The following is a 21268-nucleotide window of genomic DNA, read 5'->3' as shown; positions in this document are numbered from 1 at the left end:
TAACCCCAATTACAGATTAGTCATTTCCCTACTATGAAAACAGGACATTTATCTGTATCTTTGTTACCGATCCCAAATACCAAAAGCCATGGATAAAGTTATAAAACTAGAGAATGTGAAACCGTAAGTCAGATAGCTTATTCGTTAGGATTCCAATACCCGCAACATCTCTGCAGATTATTCAAAAAACGCGTCGGATGCACGCCTAATGAATACAGAAGCCAAATTTTAGCATAAAAATATGGTTCACTCGAATAAGGGAACTGTAATATAGGTAAAACAATCCGTAATTCATATACAAACAGATTTCAAATCCTGCTGTATCTTTGCAGTGCCATAAAGAAATAAGTAAAAACATTATTTAGAAAAACTGTTTGATATGTACTTAGAAAATATTTATTCTCCGGCAGATGTAAAGAAGCTGTCGGTAAAAGAGCTAAACGAGTTAAGTGATGAAATCCGTGTGTCACTCCTACAAAAGTTAAGCGAACATGGCGGGCATTTCGGGCCCAACTTCGGAATGGTGGAAGCAACGATTGCCTTGCACTATGTATTCAATTCTCCGAAAGATAAAATCGTATTCGATGTATCGCACCAAAGTTATGTACACAAGATGCTGACTGGCCGTAAAAACGCTTTTCTTCATCCGGAAGAATACGATCTCGTGTCCGGTTATACCGAACCACAAGAAAGCGAACACGACTTCTTTGTAATCGGTCATACTTCTACCTCTGTCAGTCTGGCCAGCGGATTGGCTAAAGGACGCGACCTTACAGGTGGCAATGAAAATATCATAGCTGTCATAGGCGACGGCTCCTTAAGCGGAGGGGAGGCTTTCGAAGGACTGGACTATGCTGCAGAACTTGGCACCAACATGATTATTATCGTCAATGATAACCAAATGTCTATCGCTGAAAATCATGGAGGTCTATACAGGAATCTGAAAGAATTGCGTGACAGTAACGGTCAGTGCGAATGTAACTTCTTCAAGGCGATGGGTCTGGATTATATATATGTAAATGAGGGTAACGACGTACAAGCATTGACTGAAGCATTCTCCAAAGTGAAAGATATTCAGCATCCGGTAGTAGTACACATCAATACTTTGAAAGGTAAAGGTTATGCACGTGCCGAACAAGATAAAGAGACTTACCACTGGCGCACTCCATTCAATCTGGAAACCGGAGAAGCAAAAGTCAGTTATGAGGAAGAAGATTACAGCGAAGTAACCGCTCAATATCTGCTGAAAAAGATGAAAGAAGATTCTCGTGTGGTGACAATCACTTCGGGCACTCCCACTGTATTGGGATTTACACTGGACCGTCGTCAAGAAGCAGGTAAGCAGTTTGTAGATGTCGGTATTGCAGAAGAACACGCAGTAGCTCTTGCTTCGGGTATCGCAGCCAATGGCGGAAAACCTGTTTACGGAGTGTATAGTACATTTATCCAACGTTCATACGATCAACTTTCGCAAGACCTCTGTATTAATAATAACCCGGCTGTTTTGTTGGTATTCTGGGGTACACTGTCCGGAATGAATGATGTAACTCACCTCTGCTTCTTCGATATTCCGCTCATCAGCAATATTCCTAATATGGTTTATCTGGCACCGACTTGCAAAGAGGAATATCTTGCTATGCTAGAATGGAGTATCCGCCAAAATGAACACCCGGTTGCAATCCGTGTACCGGCAACAGATGTAATTACTTGTGGGGAACCGGTGGAGACTGATTATAGTGTTCTCAATCGCTATAAAGTAACGCATCGTGGATCAAAAGTAGCCATTCTTGCTTTAGGTTCGTTCTATGGATTGGGACAGTCGGTTGCATCACTTCTGAAAGAAAAAGCCAATATTGACGCAACACTCATCAATCCGCGTTACATCACCGGTGTAGACAACGAACTGATGGATGAACTGAAAGCAGATCACGAATTAGTGATTACGTTGGAAGACGGTGTATTGGATGGCGGTTTCGGTGAAAAGATTGCCCGTTATTATGGTGCTACAAACATGAAAGTTCTGAACTTTGGAGCTAAAAAAGAATTTGTTGACCGATATGATATACAGGAGTTTCTCCGTGCCAATCATTTGACGGATGAACAAATTGTAGAAGATATCACAGCAGTGATCGGTTAAAATCAAGCCAATTCACTATATATTCAAGTAGGTTGATGTATACGGTCTTTAAGGACAGTTGCATCAACCTACTTCCATTTTCATTCAAATCAGTCAACTTATTATTTAAATTCATTATATTCCCTATTCAGTTCAGCAATTCCCCATTCAGTTCAGCAATCCTTTCCGTTCAAATCAATAATCCTTTCCGATAATTCAACGGAGTCTGTCCCGCATTTCTTTTAAAGAACTTACAAAAACCGGCTGCATCACTAAACCCCAGTTTAGCAGCAATCTCGCCAACCGTAAATTTGGTAGAACTCAATAAAGTACGCGCTTCCATTACTAACAATTCATTTATAAGGCTATTGATAGTCTTACCAGTTCCAAGACGTACAATACGTGCCAGGTACTGTTCACTAATAGCCAATTTATCCGCATAAAAGCTCACGAAATGTTCTTCCCTGAAATTACGGGTAACGAGTGCATGAAATTCTTGCAGAACATGGTCTTTACGACTGATCTCTTTTTTGATAACGGTCTTTCGGGAAAGAAAATCTGCTATATCCAAAAACAGAGAATTGCACGCTGCCTGTATACGCCGGAAAAGGAAATGATGTTCAATATTCATTAGATGCATCAATACTTCCAGCTCCTTATGAATGATTTGAGCTTCGTACTCCGTCAACTGAATCGTATATTGCTTATTCCGCCTCATGGTCGCCAACAGGATTGCCGTGATTTGTGTCAGATATGAATCGTCCGTCCGCATGGATTCGGAAAGGGCAAGAGTGATAAATTTAATATCCCGGCTTGAATAAAGATGTTCCGTGAGATAATTCGCTCCGTGAATAAGTAACATATTCGGTTCTATCGCAATAAACTCTCCATTCAGTAGAATTTCCGAACGACCTTCAAGAACGAATATCATATAAAGCTCCCGATTGAAATAACATTCATTCGCCGGATAACTTCTATCTTTATATTCACTCCGGAAACAGACTACCTCCTCTTTATAATGAGGAAGTTCAGGATGCTCCTTCAATAGTTGCGTATTATCAAATATACGAGATTTTACCATTTACACCTTTATTTTATGACGTAAAAATACGATTTGTTTCGGATATGACAAAAACTGTATGGAATTAGATAATCTATTTCAGAGTAAAAAACAGGACCTTTGCATATCCTTTTCAATACATGAAAAGGGAATCAATAGAAAGAGGTTAAAAAGACATGGAAATGAAAGAGATTTTTAAGAGGTATTTAGTTTTTGTTATCGGACTCTATTTTTTAGCGGCAGGTATCGTATTGATTATACGCTCGGCATTAGGGACTACTCCCATATCGAGCATCAATTATGTATTAAGCCTGAATAGTCCTTTATCATTGGGTACTTGTACATTTATCATCAACATGGTGCTTATCCTGGGACAGTTCTGGTTAATCCGTAAGAACAGAACCCGGCAGGATATTATTGAAATTTTTCTTCAACTGCCGTTCTCTTTTATCTTCTCGGCATTCATTGATTTCAATATGATGGTGACAAGCGAACTACATCCCGCTAATTATGGTATGTCGATTGCTTTATTACTTACAGGATGCATAGTGCAGTCTATCGGAGTAGTACTTGAACTGAAACCAAGAGTAGCCATGATGAGCGCAGAAGCATTTGTGAAATATGCATCCCGCCATTATAACAAGGAATTTGGAAAGTTCAAAGTTTATTTCGATATTACTTTGGTTACATTAGCCGTGATTCTCTCTCTCCTGCTGACTCAAGGTATTCAGGGAGTACGCGAAGGATCACTCATTGCAGCTTGTATAACGGGGTATATCGTCAGCTTCCTGAATCAGAAGATAATGACTAGAAAAAACCTCCATAGATTACTGCCGGTCTGGAAGTAAGCCCTATATCTATTTAAAATAAACGCCTTATAAAAGGAGTCATATAAAAAGGTCAATATAAGAAAATCGCTATAAAAGAAAGTCGCTTCTCTGTAAGAATCTGATTGATTCTTTCAAAGAAGCGACTCTTTATTTTAGATATAATTATACTCGTATTTACTTCTTCTGACTATCTATCTCTTTCAAAAGTTCATCGACAGCCACCTTTAGTTGGGTATCTTCTCCTTTGACTACTGTTTCCGGATTATTGGCAACCTTCACATCCGGTTCTAATTGAGAATTTTCCAAATAACTGCCGTCAGGCAAACGATAACCGACAATAGGAATACCAAAAACCAGTGAAGGATCTTGTAACGTTTCCCAAGACACACTCGTCATAGTGCCCGGAACAGGCATACCGACAAGTTTGCCAATCTTTTGATGTTTATATACCCACGGAGTTCCGTGTGCATTCGAGTAGTTGGCCTCACATTGCAGCATAATGGAAGGTTTGTTCCAACGACGGCTTGGCATATCACACGCTTCACGTCCGCGTACTACCTGTGTAAAGTATTTCTGACCACTGAACAGTATTTCAATATCTTCATGCAGACGACCACCACCATTGAAACGGGTATCAATCACAATGCCTTCGCAGTTGTTATATTTCCCCAGAATGTCCGAGTAGACAGTACGGAAGCTATCATCTCCCATCGACTGAATATGAACATATCCCAAACGTCCTTTCGACCATTTTTCAACATCTGCCGCACGTTGTTTTACCCAACGTTTATATAACAATCCATTCAGTTGCCCGTTGGTGACCGGTATCACCACTTCTTCCCAACGCTCTTTACTTTGCGGATTGTAGATTGAAATCAACGTTTTCTTCCCTGCTTTATTATTCAGCAAACAGGTTATATCATTATCGAGAGTTATCTCTTCTCCATTAATTTTTTCAATAATGTAACCAGCCTTAACTTTGGTACGCGAATGATCGAACGGACCTTTTTCTATTACTTCGGCAATCTGCATTCCTTTTCCCTGATAATCCCAGTCGAACAAGAGTCCGAGATTAGAAGTGACATCTCCTTTTCCTTGGGGAAAATAATGTCCTCCGGTATGTGAAACATTCAGCTCACCCAACCACTCACTCAATAATTCCGCAAAGTCATAATTGTTATCAATATGAGGCAGGAACTTACGATAAGCATTAGTCATGGCATCCCAGTCAACCCCGTGCATATTGACATTGTAGAAACGTTTCTGATGCTGTTTGTACACATGGTCAAACATCGTTTCACGTTCAGCAGCCAAATCCATTTTCATTTCAGCCTGATAGCTGATGGACTTCAAAGCATCCGACTTGGCATCCATCTTTTGCATATTACGGCTTCCCAACAAAAAGATATCTCCTTTTTTGTCCAGCATCAACGATGCCCAACCGGTATTGAGTTTGTGCAGACGCTTCGTATCTTTTTCACGGAGATTCATTTTCCAAAGATCATATCCATCTTCGAACGCAGAGAAATAGTAAAGATCTTCCCCGTCTTTTGAAAGTATGGCACTGCCTAAGTCGGAAGAATTGGGGGTGAGACGTACGATACGGTCTTCAATACCGTTAAGCTCGACAACTATCTCTTTCTGGTCTGTTTTATCCTCGGTGGACTCATCCTGATCGCTGTCTTTGCCGCTATCTACTTTACTCTTTTCCTTGTCGCCCTTGCCTTTATCAGTCTTTCCCTTGTTAGCTTTTTCTTTATCAGCTTTTTCCGCCTTAGACTTCTTTCCGACTTTTGTCTTATCATCGTCTTTCTCCTTTGCCTTCTTCTGTTCCTTTTCAAATTCCTTGAGTAATTCGAAATCTTCTTTGCTCAAACGGTAACGATCATAAGCATCCTGATTGAGAAATACCAACATCACGTCTTGCTGCGATCCCCAGGAAGCGTGCGCACGCATACCATAACGTTCGGTTTGGAAAAGAATAGCATTCCCATCGAGTACCCAACGCGGAGCACCACTGATATATCCACTATTTGTCAGATTAATAATCGTTCCTCCCTGTGCGCTGACAATGCCTACATCCGAATAAGGATCGTGACGGTTGCCTATAAATTCAAGAGTGAACCATTTACCATCGGGCGACCATTCGTAATCAAATCCACCTCCGGTGTTATACCATGTAGAACCATCTGTCACCTGACGTACCTTTTTTGTTTTCAAATTGAGTACCATCAAACGATTACGGTCTTCAATGAAAGCCAATTCTTTGCCATCCGGTGAATATTGCGGATAAGCACGTTCTACCGTTTTGGACGGTAGTAATACTTCCTCTTCAATAAGAGTGGCATTAGGGAAATTCGGGTCTTCCTTACGACTTATTTTGGCGGTATAAAGTTGCCAGTTACCGGTTCGCTCACTGGCATAAACCAGTGTCCGATTATCCGGAGCAAAAGAGACGGCAGCTTCTTTTGCCGGAGTATTTGTGATTTGCTTGGTGGTAGCATAATCAGTTGAGGTCACAAACACATCACCACGTACAATAAAAGCAACTTGTTTACCGTCCGGAGATACAGAGGCGGAAGTTGCTCCCTGCGAGAATTTAAGTGCAGCAAGCTGCTGCTCATCATCACGGACAAGTTCTACTTTTACTTTTTCCGGACGTGCACCAGACTTCTGTGTGTATAGCTCACCATCATAGGTATAACATAAGGTACCTTTATCGCTGACAGACAAAAAACGCACCGGGTGAGTTTTGAAAGCAGTTACAGCTTTCACTTCCTGTGGGGTATTCAAAGGGAAAGTATACACATTGAAGGAACCTCCATCACGCTCACTTAAAAAATAGACAGCATTACCATCAGGTGCATACACAGGATTACGATCCTCTCCTCCCCGGTTTGTCAGATTCGTATGTTTTCCCGTTTGGGTATTATATAACCAAATATCTCTTGTAATGGAGGAAGTATGATGTTTTCTCCATTCATCCTCAAAACCTTTACGATCCTGATAAAGAAAGTTCTTCCCTGTTTTGTCAAAGCAAACCAGTTCGGCAGGAGTGCCCAGCACTTGCTCGGTACGTCCGCCGGCAACAGGAACTTTATATAATTCCGTCATTGCTCCTGTAGGAAACAGGGCACTGCCTGCCGGATCCTGTATAGAGGCAGAGAAAAAGACATACTTTCCATCCGGAGTAAAAGCCGACGGTATTTCTGATGCAGAATGATAGGTCAGTCGCCGGGCAGCACCTCCGTCAGCCGGCATAATGAATAAGTCAAAATTCCCATTCCGGTCACTGGCAAACGCTATTTGCTTGCCATCGGGCGACCAAACCGGATTGGCTTCATAAGAGGCTTGTGTGGTAAGTCGGACTGCTGTTCCTCCTTGTGCCGGGACTTTATAAATGTCACCTTTGTAACAAAAAACAATTTCTGATCCATCCGGTGAAATACGTGCATCACGCATCCACAAAGGAGTAATTGCATAGCTGGATAATACTGATAATACCAGCGCTAAAGAAGTTATTAGTTTCTTCATATCAAATTATTATATATTTATTCCGATAAATCAATCGGTTTGAATTAGTTTTCCCGTGTAATTATAAAATATTCTGTCGCCAAAATCCTTGCAAAAGAAGGCATATTTATCCACTCCCGTACAATGACAAACGCCAATCTGCCGGGGAAGATATGCCTGTAAATAATCTGCAATGACCTGATATTTTTGTTTTTCCGCATTATGGATATGGAAACCTCCTAAAAGTAACTTACAAGGAGATTCGGGAAAGGCAGCCCGAACCGTGCGCAAAATATTGGTTATTCCCCGATGAGAGCAGGCACTTAATACAGAAAATCCTTCCGGTTCCACCAATACCACCGCCAATTCATCCTGAAAAGTATCCGGCACTTTGCATCCGTCTTCTTGCCGAACCCAAAAACGCTCAAAATGGGTATCTTCCTGATTTATAATATCAATAGACGGAAAAAGAAAAACTCCGGGAAGCAGTTCGGTCTGCTCTGTAATAAAGCGGAAACGGGAAAGGTCGAGATTTTGTGTATGCATCATCCCATTTTCACGTTCATCCTTAAATTTAGGAGAAAAAACCTCACGCTTACAGACAACGGTTGCCTGCGTATTCAGTTCCAGAAAATAACGTAATCCGCCCGTATGATCACTGTGACCATGAGATAATATCAAATAATCAACTTTTTGTAAATCAATATGCAAAAGACGGGCGTTACGGATAAACAAGTCGGATGCTCCCGTATCGAAAAGTAATCTATGTTCTTGAGTCTCGATATATAGAGAAAGACCATGTTCTGCCTGCAATTTACGTCCATAGACACAATTCTCCACAAGAGTCGTTATTTTATAGCCCATGATGCTTAGTTATCAAACGAATTATACAAAATAAAAAGTTCTGCCACAAAATTATAATAATTCTGTGGCAGAACAAGCAATCCAGTCAATTAAGTAATCGTAAAAAGGGGAAAAGGTGAGGGTAGTGAGGGAAGAATTGCAACCTTTTATTTTTATATTTTATTTTTTCCTATCTATATTTTCTCTAAAAAAAACACGAATGTTAGAAATCCACCCTCACTACCCTCACCTTTTCCCCTCTTCTTATAAAAAAAGACGGCGGAAAATCTGGAAAACATAACCGTCTTTTCCAGATTTCCCGTCAGGTTTTAAAAGTTAAGTTCAAAACTATATCTCAAATATTCGAACAAATCCATTTATCATATTCTTTATGAATATCTTTAATATGGAAAACAAACAGTTACACCATCTTTCCCATATTATATGCTTCCTGCATGTAGGGAGTATCTTTAATCTCTCCTACTTTCCATGCACCGATGCCATAGACTGTCCCTTTTTCCTGTGGTCCTTCCAAGCAATCGAGGAAGCCACGGAAGCCGTCGATAGTACGCTCCATCATTGCTTTATCGTTTTCTGCTGCCGCAATAATGAAATAAAATTCCTTATTGGTTATTTCTGTATAACGTGCGCAACAGCGGTCAATCATTATCTTCATCTGCCCGCACATGGTGTAAAAATAGACCGGAGTTGCCATTACAATCACATCTGCGGCAATCATCTTTTCTACAATTTCCGCTGCATCATCCTTCTGTGGACAGGGCTTACCGTACATACTGCAAACACTGCATCCCGTACAAGGATGAACCGTTTTGTCTTTCAGAAAAATCTTCTCTACTTCATTTCCCGCTTCGAGAGTGCCTTTCATAAATTCATCACAAAGCAAATCAGAATTGCCTCCTTTACGTGGACTGGACGAAATTATCAGAACTTTTTTAGCCATAACTTTCTTTTATTACTTTTTATTTTCAAAATTCTTTTAATCAATGATTCATGTTGCAAAAATAGACAAATAAAAGAACCCCGCATGTAGATAAATTACAGAGAAAGATACCATAATTACAGATTCTGCAAACAAAGCTATATTCCTCCCCCTAATGCATGATAAAGATTGATAATCCTTTGAACTTTATCAAACAAATCCTGTGCCTGCGTCAATTCGGCATTTAATAACGATTGTTGAGCTGTCAACACTTCTAAGTAGTCTGTTGACGAATGGCGCATTAAAAATTCTGTTTTTCGCACAGCCTCCTGCAAGAAATCCGTTTTTTTTATGTAAGTTTGCCCGTGATACAGACAACATGATACAATGAAAAAAATACAACTGACCGACTCACATAAAGAAAAGCTGTTTCAGATCCCCTTATTCAGGGATTTACCTTTAAACATCAAAGAATCCTTATTGGAAAAACTGGATTTTGTAATCTATGCGGCTAGTAAAAAAGAGATAGTCGTTACACAAGGAACACCTTGCAACAAGTTATTTGTACTTTTAGAAGGAAAACTACGTACAGATATTATTGACGGATTAGGTAATGAGGTGATGATTGAATACATTATCGCTCCACGTACCTTCGCCACTCCTCATCTTTTTAATTCGAACAATACTTTGCCGGCTACTTTCACTGCTCTTGAAGACAGTGTGGTACTTATGGCAACCAAAGATTCAACCTTCAAAGTAATTAGTCAGGACCCACAAGTTCTTCATAATTTTCTTTGCATCGCAGGTAATTGTAACATCTGTACTGTATCCCGTCTGAAACCTCTTTCACGCAAAACCGTACGGGAAAGGTTCATTGTCTATCTATACGAACATAAGAAAAAAGACTCGTTAGTAGTAGATATCATGCACACCCAATCCCAGCTCGCCGAATATTTAAATGTGTCACGCCCTGCTCTATCTAAAGAAATCAATAAGATGATGAAAGAAGGACTCGTCATCATGGAAGGAAAACGAATTGAGATTTTAAATAAAACAACTTTGGAGAAGTACCTGTAACAATCAGGTTAATAGAAAGAAAGTGATAATTAGAAAAGTCTACTTAAATGAAAAATCATCCTCACTTCAGATATACTGTAGTAAGGATGATTTTATAAGTTCAAAACCTTTCAAAAACTCTCTTTTTATTTAAATTTTATCTATTCCCTTGGATTTACCACTTCACAAACAATATCTTCGGATTAATATTCAACAATAACCAACCCCAATCCTGCCAGCTTTTATGATTGCCGGTTTTCACAGCGTCCATCGTCTTCGTACCACGCATAAAAGAATATCCGGCAGAGAGTTTCACATCTTTCATTATCGACCAGTTTATCTGATAATCGACTTCCGATCCTAAATACTTCTTCAAGTCCTGAACCTTTACGGCTGTACTAAAGTAGTGATAATTAAGCTCCATATCCACTTTGGCAGAAGCACGGAAACGACCTCCGATACAAGCATCCATCAATCCCGGCGCATAACCGTTCGCAAATGTAGAAGCATAAAAATAATCCATTGCCCCATAGAATTTATGATGAGTTCCATAAAGAGGATCAAAAGCTTTGTACTTTCCGCCATTTCCCTTATCACCGCTTAGATAATCAAAGCTAACCACAGCTCCCCATGTCTGGTCAAACGTATAAGCTGCCTGTATACTTCCCATCAAAGCTGAAACTTTCTCCGCAGCCTTATTTTTACCCATCTGATAGTAGAAAGCACCATCCAAATTCCAGTTACTATTCTTATAAGTGAGATAAGTACCCATTGTTTGCAAGTAACGGGTGTGAGAATCATCCGTAACTTTATCGCCCGTCTCCAATCCCAAGTTCATAAACAATAAAGAAGCCCCGAACGGAACATTGTCCGCCTTATAGTGATACCAAACGGTTTGCATATTCTTATAAGGCTGCCCCGTAGAAGAATCATAGTAAGTGCCTCCGCTTGTTCTGCTGTCATTATTCTGATTAAAGGCAAGGATCAAATGCACTTCATTATTTTTGTTGGCATATCCCAGCTTCAACGCATCGTGGTAACGACCCGCTACATTCCAGTCCAATCCTCCCAAAATACGTTCATCATCATAAATCAATGACTGACGTCCCAGTTGAGCAAAAAATCCTTCGCCAAAGTTCATCTTTGCCCAAGCCTCATTCAGCATAAAACGCCCGTTCTTTTCGATCTGTGGGTCCTGTCCCCAGACACCTACATGCTGTGCCGACATCTTCAGTTCCAGATCCGAACGTTTATAATCCATCGATAACCGCGCACGGTTATTAATGAAGGACGTAGGAGCCACCCCTTCATCCCGTGGAGTCAAGGCACCGTTCCGATACTCTGCACGAGGTCTGATTTGCATAGACATCGTAAATTCATTCTCTTTCTCCGTGTTTTGTGTGTATGCTATGCTTGGCAATAGCATAAGCAAGAACGACCAATAAAATGTTTTCATTGATATTGCAGTTTAAATGATTCGATATTTCAATTTAAATTATACGTATGTACACTGACTCCTTGTGCGGACGGAAGATAATTAATACCATACCAACACATTTGTAATAAGACAAAAGATACCAATAAAATAACCAATGCCGGCCGTGCCTTCAATGGCTTTCCCAATCTGAAATGGATATATGCCAGATAAGCAAACCAGGTCGCTGCCGCCCAGGTTTCTTTCGGGTCCCAAGCCCAGTAGTGTCCCCAGGCTTCTTTTGCCCAGATAGCTCCTGTAAGCATACCTAGCGTTATAAATGCCAGACCTACATAAGTGAGGTTATCGCACAAATCCATTTCTTTCCGTTCAATCTCTTTCTTCTTGAACCAAAGCAAATAGACAGCCATCACCGTCGCCGCTCCCAACATAGCGTAAGCAAACATATACACAATCACATGAGGAGCAAACCACGGACTTTGCAAAGCAGGCATCAACGTTTTATTGTGAATCTCCGGTTTGAAGATATTGATACAGATAAAGACGAACGAAAGGATGCAACTGAAACTAAGAATCCATTTGTACTTCCAACGTACATAAGTTATCAATCCCGCCAACGGAAGGAAGAAAGAATACCATAGCCGGGTTTCTCCCATGGTTCGCATCGGAGGGCGTTCCAATGAAATCCACATTCCGATAATGAAGCTGAAAAAAATAGCCAACCCTAAGAAAGTAAATCCATAAGCCCATTCCGGTTTTGTTCCTTTCCAGGCAGCAAAAGCTCCTAAAGCCCAACAAACCAGTGCAGCTATTGCAAATAATATAAAGTACTCCCAATTCATGCTTTGTCCTCCTCTTTTCTCTTTTGTGCACTGACGAACAAGCAGACAGCTCCTGCCATCATCATTATAATTCCTGTGTAAACAACCGGTAACCACGGGTCGCGAACCAACTCGAAGACACTGACATCACTCCATCGTCCTTTCGCCTCGTCGTAGCTTAGTTGATAGATTTTCCATCCCTCTATCTCCATCGGACGGTTCACTTCAATAGTACCTTCCGTTATAGTTCCCTCTTGTGTGTAGATTCTCACTTCCGATGCAAATCGCTGCGGTTCCCGTTCCGGCATCACAAGACTGGTCAAAGAATCCAGTCGGATTGCCTTATAAGGAAAGAGAAAACTGCCACAGCTTACCCAACCTTCTTTTGTTGTTTGATTCTTCGGATTGACAGCTTTCAGGTGAACAGCATAAGTTGCTCCCATCGAATAAAATTTTGTAAACTTCAAGGTATCTTCAGTAGCCACAGAAGCTGCCATCGGGATAGATTGTTCGATTGTCAATTGCCAGTCCTGTAATGTTCCCTCTGTCACTCCCTCTTCTAGCAATACATGTACAGGAGATTTTTCGGGAAGCGTACGCCCGGTTTCGTTGTCAATCAGCATCAGTTTCGGAGGATATTCGTCAATAGTAAAATCCTTCAGTTCGATAGCCAATGGAAGTTCAATCAGTTGACCTTTATCGTCAGTAGCCCGCCATTCGGCACTCCCCATCCGGGCAGTCATTTTCAACCTTTGCATATCGGCATTTCCTAAAGTGGCTGTTATCAATGCAATAAACAATCCGAAATGATTCAAAAGAAAAGAAATCCGGCTGACCTTCAAAGAGAAACCGGTACGAAGGATCGTCAATCCCAATATGGTGACCATCCAAAAGTAGAGCAGAACAAAAGGCCAGGAGGCAATCATCTGCGAAAATCCCAACAGATCCGTCGGAGCATGACCGGAAGGAGCCTGCCGGATCAGTCCCATCACCACCGTCATGCCAACTACCCACAACAGAGAAGAAACAGCAGCAGAATAATGACTCAACCATCCAAATAAATAAACACGTTTACGAAGAAGGTGCATGGCTACCAAAGCAATGATATAAACCACTGACACAATCACATTGACCGGATAGGCAAACAGGCTCCAGTTGATAGCGCCCACTGTCATTTGCAGCAGTAGTCCTATCACCAGTAATCCTGCGCCAATCACCAGCCCTTCTTTATAACTCCATGGTTTGCTCCACATATATAAATTCTCTTATTTTTGTGCCAGACGGCCGTTTTCTTTCGCTTTTTCCAACCAGGCCGGAACAGTTGTTTTCAAGAATTTCTCCTTAGCAGCTCTTTCAGCATCCATATCCAGACCGATATACTCTTGTGCTTTCGCTTTCGTTGAAATGTCCGGCATCGGAACATCTTCCGTATATCCGTTCTTCGCCAATACCTTAGACACAGCCAGACGAGCCTGCATTGCACGGTCCAGCCCATGAGAAAGAATTCTCTGAATTTCCTGCGGTGCATGGAAAGAACCTCCGTGTGAAGCCACTCCAAAGTCCCAACGCCATTGTGCCTGACGAATCAGTGCGAGCACATCTTTCATCTGTGCTTCCGTAGCACCCTTATCCCAGGCAAATTTAGCTTCGATATGCGCCTTTGCCAATTCCTGTTCCAGACGGTTACGGATCTCATTCGCTTTGCGTTGGCGTTCGTACACGTTATTACGCAAAGTCTCTTCGCTCTCACGATGACAAACCTGACAGGTACGGTCAATCATAGCCAATGGACTCTGAATGTGATGATCGCTGAATTTCACCCCACCTTCACTCTTATACGGCATGTGACAATCGGCACAAGAAACACCTCTCTGCCCATGAATCCCCATTTGAGCAATCTCATAATCAGGATGCTGTGCTTTCAGAATCGGAGTACGACTCAATTTGTGAATATAATCATAGAACCCGGCCTCATCATAATAAGCCTCCATATCTTCTACCGTGAAACCTTTATCCCAAGGGAAAGTCAGGTATTTGCCATCACCTTTGAAGAAATATTCAACGTGACATTGTGCACAGACCAATGAACGCATTTCTTGCGGAGTAGCTTTGGTGATGTCTTTACCCTGGCGCTGGAAAGCTTCAATCAAAGCCGGACGGCTGATATGAAGATTCATTGTTTCCGGGTCGTGGCAATCAGAGCAGCCAATCGGATTTACGATTTCGGCACCCATAGCTCCCCATTTATTATTATAGAAAGAATCAACACCCAATGCTTCCATCATACGGGGGACATCCGGACTTTTACAAGTCCAGCAGGTAGACGGTTGAGGACCATCTGTCGGGTTCACAGGTGCACCGGTACGTAATGATGCCGTAATATCTTCAATGGCATGCATGTGCCCCCGTGGAGTAGAATAATCTTTAGAGAAAGCGTAACCTGCCCATAGAATCACCATTTCAGGACGTTTTTCCAAGGCGTCCACCGCAATATTCCCATTAAATTCGCTTTCAAAGTCAGTCTTTGCAGTTTCCGTCCAAGTTTGATATTCACGGGGGAAATCATCCTTGAATAGTTCATTTCGCGCTTCAATTCCCTTGATGACGTTTTTACGGTTGTTGAAAATGCTGGCAACTTCCGCCCTCCGTTCCATCAACGCAGAAACGCATAATCCCAAAACAAAAACAACGACCATTGAGCCTCCGAACAACAGCCATCCTTGCCATGATTTTAATTTCTTTTCCATTGTATATCGGTTTTATTATTTTATTACGTATTTCATTTCCTATTTATCTTTATGATTCACCATCTTCCGAAGCCATTCGGGAACGGGCGATTCCGGAAGAGGAACAATAGCCCCCGGAGTGCCGGACAGAGAGTTTTTTCCACCATGAGGAACATCACGATGGCAATCCCAGCAAGCCTTGCCCTCTCCTACCTGTGACATCATATAATCAATCTTCCCCGTCTTCACAAATTCCGTATTGGGTTGTGTATGACAGCGAATACAATTATTCATTATCACTTCGGAACTGGCTTCATGAGCCTGAATCACCTGCGGCTCGCTTTTGGTAAGAAATGCAGCCACGTGTTTCATACCGTCCACCCCTTTAAAGGTCCATTTTTTCACAGCATTTTCATGCGGCACATGACAATCATTGCAGGTGGCATTCCGGGCATGTGAGCTATGAAACCAAGTCGCATAGTAAGGAGTCATAATGTGACAATTCACACATGCAGCCGGGTCATCTCCAAGATAGGTATGCGCCCGGAGCATGTACAGAAACAATGCTCCTCCACCCACAATAACACCGCCAATGATGACAGCCGCTACCTTCCATTTAAAAGAAGGAAAGAGTCGATTTATTATTGGAAACTTCATCATATGAAAAAGTATTTTTCACAAAAGTAAAGGATTGGAAACAAAAAAGGTGTAATAGATATTACACCTTTCAAAAGAAAAAATACGCACAGCTGTTTATTCGTCATGATGATGGTCTTCATCTTCCACCTCATTGCTCAATTTAATATTGCGCGCGATATAAGATTCGTTGCCTGCGGCATCCGTGCAATAAACCATCAAATGATAATCCCCTGCAGTCGCATTGGCTGGTATTACAATATCGTGATGATGAATATGTGCTGTTTTCTGTCCCGACACATCATACGATCTGTTAAAACTAAAATCTACAGTTTCCTGTGCAGCTCTACTATTACCGCCATGTGAATGATGGTCGAAATTGCTATGAATTTCTATTTTATAAGATTTCAGCATGACGTCATCCGACAAATCCATCTCAAAATGAACTCCATGTTCGTTTCCAATCTCCAATGCCTGACCTTCTTCCGGTTCGTGAAGTTCAATCAGAGGCTTGGTAGTATCACTGGAATCATCATTATCACAAGAGAAAAATACGAAAGTCACTGTTGCCAAAAGGCCGATCATTGGGAGATAAAATTTATTTTTCATTTCAGTAATTTTTTAAATGGAACTTTGATTAATAGCTGGAAGTTACGTCCCGGTTCGGGGATCTCAACTTTCCGGTAAAAACTAAGATGATTGTAATATCGGGTATTGAAAATATTCCGGGCGGTCAGGGTAATTTCAATTTCATTATTTCCACCTATCGGAATATTTAAGGATCCGCCCAGATGGAATAAGTTGGCTCCGGGTGTGCGGTCTTCGTTACGGTCTACACGATTTTGCCGGCCCATACTCTGCCACTCTGCATACAACATATATCGCTTCTTTTGCCAGGTCAATGTATTCCGCATGACAGGTGGCGGCGAGAAGCTCAATGGAATATGCTCGTCACAATTATAAGTGTAAACGTATTCGGCGGAAATCCGATAATTGAAGTTGCGCAGAAAATGAACATCTACGGTGGCTTCAGTTCCTGCGAATAGTGCTTCCGCTCCGGTATAGCGATAAATTTGTCCGGCATGAGGTAACACAGACCACTCTCCGGTAGGACGCAGAAAGATGTAATTGCTGAACCAACTGACAAAGGGAGAAACGGAGAAAGAAATTCCCCGATACTTCAAGTGATAAGAGGCATCCAGTTGCCAGCCCTGCTCCGATTCTAAATTGGCATCTCCCTGTTCATGGCGGAAAGTGCCGTGATGTACTCCGTTGGCAGCCAGTTCATTCGCACCGGGCAGACGGAAGCTTCGCCCCACATTTACCTTTACCAAATGTCTGTCAGAGGGAGTCCACACCAGTCCCAGGGAAAGAGAATAATCACCATAGTGCTTTTTCACTTGGTGGCTGTTCCACTTATAAAGGTCTATCTGTTCCTGGGTATATCCCTGTTTATGGAGATAGTCGGCAAGGTAAACATCTTCATGCGAAGAAATATTTATGTATCCGTAGTCATACCGAGCTCCTCCGCTGACGGAGAGCACATTGTTAGGTCTGTACGTTGTAAGCCAGAGCATACCGGTGGTGGAACGGTGATATTCGGGCAGTAAAAACGAATAGCCGGCAATGTCATTCCGTTGATGCTGTCCATCCCATCCCAATGTATGTTCCCATGAAGAAGATCCGATAAAACGAGCTTTCACAGAAGCGCTGAAGGTGTTCAGATTAAATGCGAGTTCTTTGTCGGGGTCTTTCTCCGGTGCGGGTTGCGAGCCATAGTGAGTATGGAAAGCACTCCACTCTTCACGGTGATTGTTCTGAAAGCCCAAATCACCTGACAGGATCAGTTTCTCCCACGCATATTGCTGATGTGTGGTCACCTTCAGGTGATTCACTTTGCTATAAGGCAATTCAATATTACGGCTGTCTCCATCATCTTCCACACGGGACGCATCGGGTATGCCATGCGCTCCGGGGAAGAAGCCTGTCTTTTGATAGACATTACTCACGGAGAAATTCGCTCTATATGCCCTTCGCTGATATTGGGTAAAGAGTCCGATATTACGTTCAATGCCTGCTGTATTCTTCAGTTTACGCCCATATATGGGGATTCTCTGTGTCAGGTAGACAATAGAATCCGTAGGAATATGATAGTCGCCGAAGTGCTGTTCCGAATAACGGACGTGAGAGTACCAGGCATTTTTCCTGATTCCCAGCATCAGTGATCCTCCCATTGTTCCATTGACCGATTTACCAAGCAGTGTGACATCTCCAAACACCCGATTATCCATAGGTACGGCCGGTGGAACGACATCTATCACTCCTCCCATCGCATCGCTGCCATAAAGTAATGAGGAGGGGCCTTTCAAGACATTGACCGCTCCTATATTGAAAGCATCCAGTTCCAGTCCGTGATCGGCTCCCCATTGTTGTCCTTCCTGCTTGATTCCGTTTTCCAATACAACAATCCGGTTGAATCCCATTCCGCGAATCATCGGCTTGGAGAATCCCGAACCGATATCCATCGCTTGTACTCCGGGAATATTCTCCATCGCTTGCATGAAGTTTCCTGTAAAATGTTTGCGCAGAAAATCCTGATCTGCGACATCAACCGTAAGGGCAGACTTTTTAACTTGACGTTGCTGGTACGTTTCGGTCACCACAACATCAGGTAAAAGCATACTCTTGATTGAATCGGATTTCTGTGCATGGACGGATAAGGTTACAAATAACCCTATTACGCCCGAAATAATTCCGATACGCATCAATTACAATCTTTATTTAATGTGTAAAATGAGTGTGAGGACAGGTTACAGTGAATCTGTCTTCTTTGTAAATTTGAGTATGTAATTATGCGACAGGGGGTGCACGCAGTTGATGCGAATAAGTCCGTTTGCAAACGACCTTATCCTGGGTAACAATCAGCTCATAAGGAATGAGCGTCAGTATACTATGAAATTCTATAGGTTGAGGTTCAGTAAAAAGGGAAAGGGAGTACTTACATATCGCACAATCATCTGCATGATTCCGGGAATGTTCGGCATGAGAACATGACGTTTCATCCCCGCTTCCATGATAGTGAAAGGTCTTCACCGCAAAGAAAGGAATGAATGTCATGAATAACATCCACGCTATGTATACTCTTGCTTTTCTCTTATGATACATTCTCACCTAATTGATTATAATAGGATAGCGGAAGCAAATATAAGTGTATGAAAGTGAACGGACAAATTATCAGGCTTAATATGTGTTATCAACAATGGGATTCAACTCCTTTAACGTCCAAATCTCCTCATATTCATAAGCCTCTCCCGGCTTTAACTCGACCATAGGACTGTTTGGTTCCATTTCTAAGAATTCATCATTAAAAAGAATCCTTCACTATCCCCAATGTGAAAAAACGCACTTGAGGATAGTAACAATCAAAGAGGAGTTTAAAAGCATTTATATCTCCGGAAATCATTCGAGAGATAATATGACTCTCATTTTTCATAAACAGTTAGTGTAATATCACAAACTTTACCATCTTACACTTCCCAACATTTCCATCCTTTATTGGCGCAAATGTATACTACATACGTACGTACATTATAATATGGAAACTTTCTCTTCGTATCTTCACCATATCTTTTCACCTGCTCCACATGTTCGGGAAGGGGTTCGGTAAGTGCAAGCATCTTTTCTGCTTCTTTTGCACGATAATATTTGAATTCTACGACACGGTCATCTGTATAATAATCCGTACCGGGAATACCTGTCATTTCAAAATCCGAACGTCCTACGGAGTTGTTCTGTTCAATAGCAAATGTATAACAGCTACTTAGGTAACGCGAAACAAGCTCATAGAATGAACATCGGATGAAGTTCTCATTGATTTTATCAAATACCTGTGCAGGGAATTGTCCCAAATATTGCTCAAAATAGTTTTGTACCAGAGGTTCCAGACTTCGGTTGGAATCATAATACCGATACACCGGCACATAACGCTGCGCATTACCTTCTATCTTGTTCAACTGATTATAGTAGTCCATGTACACACTACGCATCGTCATATTAGGTAATGTTGTTACAAATTTATCTTTCAATGTCGTCATTCCCAAATAGAACAAGCTAATGGGATAAAACTCTTTATCAAAGAACTTTTTCTTATTAAATTTACTGGCAAGATCGGCTACATTATAAGGCAACTCATCATCAATAATCAATGCATCCAACATCGCTTTCGCATTATCCAGTGAAAGGGTAAGTCGACGAATCCAATTAATATCGGTACGTAGATTTTCATCTACCAGTTCGTCGGGAATACTACCAGCATTGGCCGCAAACTTCTTGAAGAAATAAGTCAGGATAGTAGCATTGAACAACCGATCACCATTGGGACGGAAACGATAACCATCATAGTTGCTTACGATTAGTTGCCAAATTTCATCGAAACGTTCTTGTCCTGTGGAGTATTTATCAAGTACATAACGCAGATATGTTTCTGTCTCTTCGTATGTAAACCCGAGCATATTCAGAAAATTAGGTTCAAGAGTCAATATCTCTGCTATATTATATCCACTGGTCAAATCATCCATCGTAACAGGTAATACACCTGTACAGAAACAGGTACGGATACTCCCCTCACCTATTCCGGCTTTTATCACTTTAAAGAAAGTACGCAAAAAACTGTCATTCGTCGTCACTTCCTCATAAAGCGGATCGTTGTATGCTGTAAGCAACTGATTAGTGAAGTTATCATATTCATCAATCAATAGATAAACTTTTGGAAATTCATGAGAACGAGCATAATTAAGAACTTCTTCCAACATTTTGGAAGCGTCTCCCCGAGTAGTAAACTGAAAATCACCGAACAAATCTCTGTTATGCTCTACCATCACATCTACCGGGCCACAGTTCAAATCATTAAAGTTTTGAGCCAATCCTTCAATAGTATCCGCCATTACCATTTTCGAAAAATCGTAGCGAATAATCATATAACTGTTATGCTCTTTTGTCGGATGGTTACCTATCCAGGTTCCCCCAAACAGTTCTTCAAACCGATGCGCTTTTGTACGGTCATAATAGCAAGCCAAAGTAGAAACCAACAAACTTTTTCCAAAACGGCGGGGACGGAGAAATACAGGAGCATTATAATCCTCTAATTTAGGAATATAATCAGTCTTATCAACATAATAAAAACCACGTTCACGCAAATCTATGAAATCCGCTACTGCATAAGGAATAGTTATTCTTGCCATAATCATACTATTTTCTCTATAGACAAACAAAGGTACAAAATTGTTAGCAAAA

At 41.5% G+C, this 21268-nt stretch carries 16 protein-coding genes and 2 pseudogenes; 4 read left to right on the top strand and 14 right to left on the bottom strand.

Annotated features, from left to right (window positions below; all coding sequences use genetic code 11):
• Positions 1–117: 117 nt before the first annotated feature.
• Both I2I04_RS12965 and I2I04_RS12960 read left to right on the top strand, forming a co-directional pair.
• Positions 118–237 (top strand): annotated as a pseudogene (locus tag I2I04_RS12965) (helix-turn-helix domain-containing protein); the annotation flags it as partial.
• Between the two features lie 142 nt (positions 238–379).
• The gene (locus I2I04_RS12960) at positions 380–2137 is read left to right on the top strand and encodes a 1-deoxy-D-xylulose-5-phosphate synthase (RefSeq protein WP_195655193.1); all 1758 of its coding nucleotides are present in this window, start codon (positions 380–382) and stop codon (positions 2135–2137) included.
• A 169-nt stretch (positions 2138–2306) separates the two neighbouring features.
• Here I2I04_RS12960 and I2I04_RS12955 read toward each other — a convergent pair whose 3' ends face one another.
• Complete coding sequence (locus I2I04_RS12955; protein WP_004304051.1) at positions 2307–3197, bottom strand: helix-turn-helix domain-containing protein; 891 nt, start codon at positions 3195–3197, stop codon at positions 2307–2309.
• A 155-nt stretch (positions 3198–3352) separates the two neighbouring features.
• On the opposite strand from I2I04_RS12955, the gene I2I04_RS12950 reads away from it, so the two are divergent.
• Complete coding sequence (locus I2I04_RS12950; RefSeq protein ID WP_195655192.1) at positions 3353–4024, top strand: YczE/YyaS/YitT family protein; 672 nt, start codon at positions 3353–3355, stop codon at positions 4022–4024.
• Positions 4025–4180: 156 nt separating this feature from the next.
• Here the strand turns inward: I2I04_RS12950 and I2I04_RS12945 are convergent, their stop codons facing one another.
• From I2I04_RS12945 to I2I04_RS12930, 4 genes and pseudogenes are all read right to left on the bottom strand, one after another.
• Positions 4181–7540: a S41 family peptidase gene (locus I2I04_RS12945; protein WP_195655191.1), complete on the bottom strand. Its 3360-nt coding sequence runs from the start codon at positions 7538–7540 to the stop codon at positions 4181–4183.
• A gap of 30 nt (positions 7541–7570) precedes the next feature.
• Positions 7571–8383 (bottom strand): MBL fold metallo-hydrolase, encoded by an 813-nt coding sequence (locus I2I04_RS12940; RefSeq protein ID WP_195655190.1) that lies wholly within the window; start codon positions 8381–8383, stop codon positions 7571–7573.
• Between the two features lie 400 nt (positions 8384–8783).
• On the bottom strand, positions 8784–9323 hold the full coding sequence (locus I2I04_RS12935; protein ID WP_195655189.1) for a flavodoxin family protein: 540 nt from the start codon (positions 9321–9323) through the stop codon (positions 8784–8786).
• 137 nt (positions 9324–9460) lie between these two features.
• Positions 9461–9637, bottom strand: a pseudogene (locus I2I04_RS12930) (TolC family protein); the annotation flags it as partial.
• Positions 9638–9689: 52 nt separating this feature from the next.
• On the opposite strand from I2I04_RS12930, the gene I2I04_RS12925 reads away from it, so the two are divergent.
• The gene (locus I2I04_RS12925; RefSeq protein WP_195472932.1) at positions 9690–10379 is read left to right on the top strand and encodes a Crp/Fnr family transcriptional regulator; all 690 of its coding nucleotides are present in this window, start codon (positions 9690–9692) and stop codon (positions 10377–10379) included.
• Between the two features lie 154 nt (positions 10380–10533).
• On the opposite strand, the gene I2I04_RS12920 is transcribed toward I2I04_RS12925, so the two are convergent.
• The 9 genes from I2I04_RS12920 to I2I04_RS12885 form a co-directional block, all read right to left on the bottom strand.
• Positions 10534–11814, bottom strand: a complete 1281-nt coding sequence (locus tag I2I04_RS12920; RefSeq protein ID WP_195655188.1) for an alginate export family protein — start codon at positions 11812–11814, stop codon at positions 10534–10536.
• 29 nt (positions 11815–11843) lie between these two features.
• Complete coding sequence (locus I2I04_RS12915) at positions 11844–12635, bottom strand: cytochrome c biogenesis protein (protein ID WP_195655187.1); 792 nt, start codon at positions 12633–12635, stop codon at positions 11844–11846.
• The gene (locus I2I04_RS12910) at positions 12632–13867 is read right to left on the bottom strand and encodes a cytochrome c biogenesis protein ResB (protein ID WP_195655186.1); all 1236 of its coding nucleotides are present in this window, start codon (positions 13865–13867) and stop codon (positions 12632–12634) included. The genes I2I04_RS12915 and I2I04_RS12910 overlap by 4 nt, the downstream gene beginning before the upstream one ends.
• Positions 13868–13879: 12 nt before the next feature.
• Positions 13880–15361, bottom strand: coding sequence for an ammonia-forming cytochrome c nitrite reductase (nrfA, locus tag I2I04_RS12905; protein WP_087318255.1), 1482 nt, complete (start codon positions 15359–15361; stop codon positions 13880–13882).
• Between the two features lie 39 nt (positions 15362–15400).
• Complete coding sequence (gene nrfH, locus I2I04_RS12900; protein ID WP_195655185.1) at positions 15401–16000, bottom strand: cytochrome c nitrite reductase small subunit; 600 nt, start codon at positions 15998–16000, stop codon at positions 15401–15403.
• A gap of 93 nt (positions 16001–16093) precedes the next feature.
• A complete protein-coding gene (locus I2I04_RS12895) occupies positions 16094–16585 on the bottom strand; it encodes a DUF4625 domain-containing protein (protein ID WP_195655184.1) in 492 nt (163 codons plus the stop codon).
• Entirely contained in the window at positions 16582–18741 is a 2160-nt protein-coding gene (locus I2I04_RS12890; RefSeq protein ID WP_195655183.1) for a TonB-dependent receptor, read from the bottom strand. The genes I2I04_RS12895 and I2I04_RS12890 overlap by 4 nt, the downstream gene beginning before the upstream one ends.
• A gap of 85 nt (positions 18742–18826) precedes the next feature.
• Positions 18827–19141 carry a hypothetical protein gene (locus I2I04_RS23525; protein WP_143259614.1) on the bottom strand — a complete coding sequence of 105 codons (315 nt, stop codon included), beginning with the start codon at positions 19139–19141 and terminating at the stop codon, positions 18827–18829.
• 362 nt (positions 19142–19503) lie between these two features.
• A complete protein-coding gene (locus tag I2I04_RS12885; protein ID WP_004313315.1) occupies positions 19504–21216 on the bottom strand; it encodes an ATP-binding protein in 1713 nt (570 codons plus the stop codon).
• Positions 21217–21268 lie beyond the last annotated feature (52 nt).

This window comes from Bacteroides sp. 1001136B_160425_E2 (genome assembly GCF_015559655.1).
Taxonomy (GTDB): Bacteria; Bacteroidota; Bacteroidia; order Bacteroidales; family Bacteroidaceae; genus Bacteroides; species Bacteroides luhongzhouii.
Note: the sequence above shows the minus strand (reverse complement) of the source record. Positions and strands in the feature narration are given on the sequence as shown.